The sequence below is a fragment of the Pseudomonadota bacterium genome, from assembly GCA_026390555.1.
Lineage (GTDB): Bacteria > Bdellovibrionota_C > UBA2361 > UBA2361 > OMII01 > OMII01.
The window spans coordinates 1-6,089 of the sequence record JAPLFS010000097.1 but is presented as its reverse complement, the minus strand read 5'-3'; the positions used below and the strand labels follow the sequence as shown (position 1 = coordinate 6,089).

7 protein-coding genes are annotated in these 6,089 nt (G+C 53.4%); 3 read left to right on the top strand and 4 right to left on the bottom strand.

Translation table 11 applies throughout. The features are described 5' to 3' along the window. Together NTV65_11920 and NTV65_11915 are read left to right on the top strand one after the other, a co-directional pair. Positions 1–517, top strand: a 517-nt coding sequence (locus NTV65_11920) for a hypothetical protein (GenBank protein MCX6115900.1), incomplete at its 5' end; no start/stop codon positions are given. 5 nt (positions 518–522) lie between these two features. Then, a complete protein-coding gene (locus NTV65_11915) occupies positions 523–1,569 on the top strand; it encodes an agmatine deiminase family protein (protein ID MCX6115899.1) in 1,047 nt (348 codons plus the stop codon). 9 nt (positions 1,570–1,578) lie between these two features. Here the strand turns inward: NTV65_11915 and NTV65_11910 are convergent, their stop codons facing one another. Beyond that, entirely contained in the window at positions 1,579–2,316 is a 738-nt protein-coding gene (locus tag NTV65_11910) for a hypothetical protein (GenBank protein MCX6115898.1), read from the bottom strand. Between the two features lie 23 nt (positions 2,317–2,339). Next, a complete protein-coding gene (locus NTV65_11905) occupies positions 2,340–3,245 on the bottom strand; it encodes a hypothetical protein (GenBank protein MCX6115897.1) in 906 nt (301 codons plus the stop codon). Between the two features lie 51 nt (positions 3,246–3,296). Here NTV65_11905 and NTV65_11900 point away from each other — a divergent pair, with 51 nt between their 5' ends. Continuing rightward, positions 3,297–4,352: a tyrosine-type recombinase/integrase gene (locus NTV65_11900; protein MCX6115896.1), complete on the top strand. Its 1,056-nt coding sequence runs from the start codon at positions 3,297–3,299 to the stop codon at positions 4,350–4,352. 9 nt (positions 4,353–4,361) lie between these two features. Here the strand turns inward: NTV65_11900 and udk are convergent, their stop codons facing one another. Then, positions 4,362–4,961 carry a uridine kinase gene (gene udk / locus NTV65_11895; protein MCX6115895.1) on the bottom strand — a complete coding sequence of 200 codons (600 nt, stop codon included), beginning with the start codon at positions 4,959–4,961 and terminating at the stop codon, positions 4,362–4,364. 31 nt (positions 4,962–4,992) lie between these two features. Continuing rightward, positions 4,993–5,832 (bottom strand): arginine deiminase-related protein, encoded by an 840-nt coding sequence (locus tag NTV65_11890; GenBank protein MCX6115894.1) that lies wholly within the window; start codon positions 5,830–5,832, stop codon positions 4,993–4,995. Positions 5,833–6,089: the final 257 nt, after the last annotated feature.

The following is a 6,089-nucleotide window of genomic DNA, read 5'->3' as shown; positions in this document are numbered from 1 at the left end:
TTATTGGCGCACCCTTGGGTTCGTGCTTAGTCGTATGCATAACTCTGCGACCCATCAAGCCTACATCGACTACTTTAATGATCTCTTTGAGAATCCCCGCTCCTGGAAGCAGTTCAGTGACTCCACGGCGCAGATAGTAGCGCTGACTAAACGTTCCGATAAACCGATAGTTGGTGTTCTCTTTCCGCTCTTTGGAATTCCGATGGATGCTAACTACCCCTTCTATCCCCTGCACCAGAAGATAGAGAGTTATATGCAGAGCCTAAATGTGCCCCTGCTGGATCTCTCTAATATATACAAAGGGATCCCGCTAGAGCGACTGCAGGTTATCCCAGGCGTTGACCGACACCCGAACGAGATTGCACACCGCATGGCCGCCGAAGAGATCTACCTCTGGCTTGAGGCTCTGCACTTAGTTCCTGATGAGTTTCTTATTAAAGAGAGGTTTGCAACTCGCTTAGGAACAGGTACACAGCGCGCCTGGGAACCAAAACCTATTACCCCAGTACAGAGATAGTACCTATGAAGATGCAAAGAATGCCCGCCGAATGGGAGCAGCACCGCGCCACATGGATAGCGTGGCCCTATCTAGAATCTGACTACCCAGGAAAGCTAGACGCCGTACGGTGGGCTTACTGCGAATTTATCCGGCATGTTTCGAAAGTAGAGCGGGTTGAGATCCTGTGCCTTAACGAGGAGCTTGAGAGAGATCTACGGGAGCGCCTCAGTCGTCAACAGATAACGGGCGATATAACTATTCACCGTGCCGCATACAACCGTGCCTGGCTGCGTGATTCAGGCCCAATTGGGGTCGTTGGAGCCCGTTCAGAGTGGGTCTCATTTCTCTTTACCGGATGGGGCGCTCTACCTGAGGTCGAACTTGATCAGACCATCCCAGACTTTATCGCCTCCTCCACAGGAATTACGCACAAACGGGAGCTACACGCTACTCAGCAGCCAGTGCTTGAGGGCGGGATGCTCGATGTCAGTGGTGATGGTCTTATCCTTGTAACTGAGGAGTGTCTCCTATCTAGCGACCAAGAACGGAACGCCGGATTTTCAAAGGGCGATTACGAGGAGATCTTTAGGGAATACTTAGGGTGCTCAAGCACTATCTGGCTGCCGTGGGGCGTTGTCGGTGACGATACTCATGGGCATATAGATAACGTAGCGCGCTTCGTTGCGCCTCGCACAGTTGTTGTTGCCAGCGCAGACCGATCTGATACTGCTCAGTATGAGCGCCTCCAGCAGAATATTGAGGCTATCAAGAAATTTCGCACACCAAGCGGCGAGCGGCTGACTATAGTTGAGCTGCCGTTTCCGGAGCCACGTTACTGTGATGGCCTACGTTTATCAGCTGGATACCTAAACTTCTACTTCGCCAATGGGCTTGTGCTGATGCCTACCTATAACGATAAGCAGGACCGTGTAGCGCTAGGAATTCTCTCTGAGTTATTGCCGGACAGAACGGTTATCGGTATTAACTGCACCGACTGGATCCTGGGGGGCGGAAGTCTGCACTGCTCGACGCAGCAGGAGCCTGAGTGGGGCGAAAGCATAACCATTTAAGTGATGCGTTCATGAAAAAAATCGCCACGCTGCTAGCCACGGCGTATTGCGAGCTCCCCAGCGCATCAGAGCCCCAGCACGCAAGCTCTTCAGTAGCCAGGGCAGCAGCTCCCCATCGGGCAGTGTGGCTATCTCAACACCGTAGGAGCCTACCATTCGTTGATCAGCTCTGCGTGGCAGAGGGTCACTTCCGCACAGGACCTGATAGCCGCGCCCCTTAGCGTATAATAATAGTGTAGATGGCGGCCCCATCGATGAGCGGATCGCAATATCACCAACAGTAAGGGTAGTTGGCCTATAAGTATCTAATAACTTGCGAACCACCCTGCCACGCGCACCGAGCCACTTGCCGGGCGACCAGGGAAGACACGCCAGACCCCCCTCTTCGTTAATTAACTCAATCAGCTCAGCAGCCGGCGCGCCATCAGCTACTCGACGCGAAACTCCGAGGCCAAGCACCTCGATGCGCTCACGCGCAACGTACTGCACCCCCTGAACAACAACCATGGATCTATCTCGCCACTTGATAGTACCTACTAGCCCGTTACTTAACTCGGCCCAGCTGCCAAATAATGGAACCTCAGCTCTAAATCGTGAAAATGAGTTCTGTCCCTCCCTATCAACCACGATTACGACAGGTAGAACCCCAACTATACCGCCTAGGTTGTTGCAGGCGGCCTCACACCACTCCCTGACAGAGTAGGTGTCGTAGAGGTGCGCATGAGGATCAATCCGTATCATTGCCATACACCTATCATACGCCCTTAACGTTACCCCTTTATCTGATCAAGCACCGTAAAAAGCTCCTGACTAAGGGCTGCTGTTACGGCTATCAGGGGATTGTTAGCCTCGATACGCCACTCTGCTAGCGGAACTTTGCGTCGGAGCGGATCAAGATAAACCTGCAACCCCGCCTCAGAGGCGAGTAACGCCGCAGAGAGGTCCCACGGCTTAACGGTAAACTGCACACTCACCTGCTCAAGCCCCTGAGCAAGTCGCGAGCAATCGTTTGCGAATCCACCAAAGCGGTAGAGGTTCTCAAGGGCATCCTTATTGCGCAGATGTTGCACAACGGGCGACTCCCCATGCTTTCCGATAAAGAAGAGCACCCCCGCCCCTGCCAGGGTGTTGCATGAGGTGGGTTGCAGCCTTTTGCGTCCCTCTATCCGTAGTGCTGAGGGCTCCTCTATCGTCGTAACCCAACACCCCTCGCCCCTGACCGCCGTAAAGAGTTTGCGCTGCGGAATGTTATAGAACGCTGCGACGGAGAGTACGTTATCCTTCACGAATCCAAGCAGCGGGCCATATCCTACCTGTCCACCGAGCTCGCCGTGAAACCGTTTACATGAGGTTGTTCCATCGAGTGGATCAACTAGAAAATAGCTGCCCCCCGCCTCAATCAAGGCGTGCGAGGATTCATCCTCCTCGGCTAGGATCGGGTAGGTATTGGGCAGACGCGCCAAGATACGGCGTTGACTCTCAAGGTCTAGGTTCATCACCTGTGTTTTATCGGCCTTAAGGGTTGTTTCGATCTGCGCGCCGGACTCCATTGCAGCTACTAGATAGCCAGCAGCATCGAGCACAGCGCCCTCGATCTGCTCTACTATCTCACTAAATACGGTGCTAAAGATGGATTGCATAGCCGAGAGCTTATACCGTCCTAAAGCCCTTGTCATGTAAGCCCTTACTAGCGACAAACATGGGTCTACCGTAAACTACCCCTAAGTATGAAGGATATCTCGCGCGCACTTTTTGGTGAAGCTGAGCCCGCAAAGAACGTGGCGGTTCTGGCGCTTGGAGATGTCGTGCAAGGATACCTACGCTTTTACGCCGACGGCAAAACCCACACCGCCCGCGCCAAGCAGTTAGATACCGATAAGTTCCTAGCGTTTCTTGCGCGCTACAGGGATAGGCGCGAGATCGAGCACCTAATCGTTAAGGACTGGGACCTCTCAGCCACACAACGCTTCGTTGATGATTGCCTAAAGAGTGGCGAAGCGCCCGCAACGGTAGCGCGTCGCCTCGCCACCCTAAAACATATGGGGCGAGTTCTGGCAGAGCGGCTCCCCGGATTTATTAATCCAGCCCGTGAGGTAAAATCCCCGCGCCTACAGGCCGCGCGCCCAAAATCAATTCGCCCGAAAGAGCTAGCTGAGGTTCGAGAACACGCCGAGAAGTTACGCTCGCAGAAGAACTCCTTTAATCGGCTGCGCAACGAGACTATCTTAAACCTACTACTCGACACAGGACTGCGCGCAGAGGAGGTCCGTACTATCAAGATGGGGCAGCTTAGCGACAAACTGGAGTGGATAAAGCAGGTGCGCACTAAAGGACGCCGCTTTCGGGATGTCTATATAACCTCCACCATGCGCGCAAACTTGCAGGAGTATCTGCAGCGCCGCATAACGGAGCTTAAACGTTATCTACCATCCTGCAACGCCGCCATCGATGCAAAGTTGCCGCTCTTTATCAGCACCTACGGTGCCAGCGCCACTAATCTGGCCTCCTTCGAGCTAAGCCCAAAAAGTATCTGGCGCGCCATTCGCGCCTACTCCGTAGAGACGAAACTTCATCCGCACCTACTCCGTCACACATTTGCAACTGAGCTGCTTGATAACTCACACGATATTCGGCTAGTGGCGCAGGCGCTCGGGCATAGCGATGTTCGTATCACGATGCGCTATACCGAACGGGGCAATGAGGAGGTAGCACAGGCTCTAGAGAAGGTTCGTAGAGATAACGATCAGCTACCGAAGGTAAAAGCCACTAGATCAAAACGCTAAGAGGGCGCGCTATCCTAAGCGCTCTAACAACGCCAAGACCTGCTCGTCGTTCCAAGCCGCCCCATCAAAGATCTCTAGGGCGATAGCCTTAGTTGGTTCACAGAACTCCAGATGCATCGGGTGTACGTTCTCATTCCACTGTTCATGCACCGAGGCTTCTGTGCGCCCTCGCTCACGAACATCACGCGCAATACGGCGCGATAATCGCAAAGCCTCGGGCGTATCGACGAACACAGAGCGTGAATAAAAACTACGCAGCTCTGTAAAGTGCAGCGCCAAGATCCCCTCAACCAGGATCAGAGCTGTTGGCTTAATCCGCTTCGTAACAGCCGAGCGGGAGTGCGTTGCAAAATCGTATACAGGTATATCAACCACCTCCCCCCGGCTAAGTACTGCTAGCTGTTGCGCCAAAACTGAGATCTCAAAGGCCAGTGGGTGATCGTAGTTAACGGCGGCGCGCTGCTCAAGGGGCAGGTGCCCGTTGCACTGGTAATAGGCATCAAGGGGTACGATCTGAACTAGATCCTCACCACCAAGTCGAAGTAGGTCGCGCGCTAGCGTAGTCTTTCCGCTCGCCGTTCCCCCTGCTATCGCTACTATCTTAGTCATGCCCAGTCCTGTTCAAGTTTTAGAGCTCTGTTCAAGTTTGAGAGCCATGTGCCAGTTTTAAGGATAGACACTTAGCAGCTCCACCAGCTTTAATAAACTCCCCCAACTCAACGGGATGTGACGTAAAGCCACGTTGCGTCAGCAGCGCGTATGTATCCGGGCACCCGGCTGGTAGTATAATATCCTTACCCAACACCACAGCATTACACACAAAATGGAGGGCGTCCGAGTCCGATACATAAATCAGCTCAATTGCACGCCCAAGTATCTCTAAGTCTTTGCGAGAGAAAGCACCGGGATAGATCAGGGCTAGGCTATTATTTAGGGGACAAAAACAGGTATCTAGGTGATAAAACCGCTCATCCTGCAGTTGAACCGGTATAATCTCCTGCACCTGTAAGATAGTGCCAATTTGATCGTATACTGCTAGATCAGAGCGAAAACCCCAGCCGCAAAAGAGCTTATTACCAGCAAAGAGCGCGTCCCCCTCGCCCTCAAAGCTCCCAGAGCTGAGCTCATGCACCTTAAAGCCGTTGGCCTCAAACCAGGTCTGAAAGTGGCGCTCCTCTCCCCCTCGCTCTGCGTGGCGAAAGCGTGCACGCACAACATCTTGCCCCCGTACTAGCCCACCGTTAGCGGTAAACACCATATCGGGCTGCCCATCTGCGTGCTCTATATACTCAATCTGAGCGCCGCATCGCAAAAGCTCCTGCTCAAGTTCGCTCCATTGAGTAACGGCGAGCGCCTGATCAGGAACGTTACTGAGATCCATCCAGGGATTAATCTTGTACCGTACATCGTAGTCCTTTGGGCGGCATATGAGCCACCGACCGTGTGTGGGCGATATTTTCTTGGAGTCGGTGGTCTTCATACTACGGGGGTCCTTTAACTATTCAGCAAAGATAATCGCACACGTAACTCTAACCCCTCAATAGCGCAACTATTCACCCGAGTATCAACTTGTCATGGATGCTGAATCCCTGCGCTGGAACGTGAACCGCTTCCCGTTACCTGCTCCCGCTCCGATACCGGGTAGCCCTTAAAAACCAGCTTTGACAGCATGGCCGCCAAATGGAGGTGGCGGCGCGACGCAACTGGTTGACAATCTCGCTGTTTCCGTTCGGGAGG

Coding starts and splice junctions, on each gene's coding strand:
- NTV65_11905 (MCX6115897.1), bottom strand. CDS start 3,245: ATGACAAGGGCTTTAGGACGGTATAAGCTCTCGGCTATGCAATCCATC.
- NTV65_11910 (MCX6115898.1), bottom strand. CDS start 2,316: ATGGCAATGATACGGATTGATCCTCATGCGCACCTCTACGACACCTAC.
- udk (MCX6115895.1), bottom strand. CDS start 4,961: ATGACTAAGATAGTAGCGATAGCAGGGGGAACGGCGAGCGGAAAGACT.
- NTV65_11900 (MCX6115896.1), top strand. CDS start 3,297: ATGAAGGATATCTCGCGCGCACTTTTTGGTGAAGCTGAGCCCGCAAAG.
- NTV65_11915 (MCX6115899.1), top strand. CDS start 523: ATGAAGATGCAAAGAATGCCCGCCGAATGGGAGCAGCACCGCGCCACA.
- NTV65_11890 (MCX6115894.1), bottom strand. CDS start 5,832: ATGAAGACCACCGACTCCAAGAAAATATCGCCCACACACGGTCGGTGG.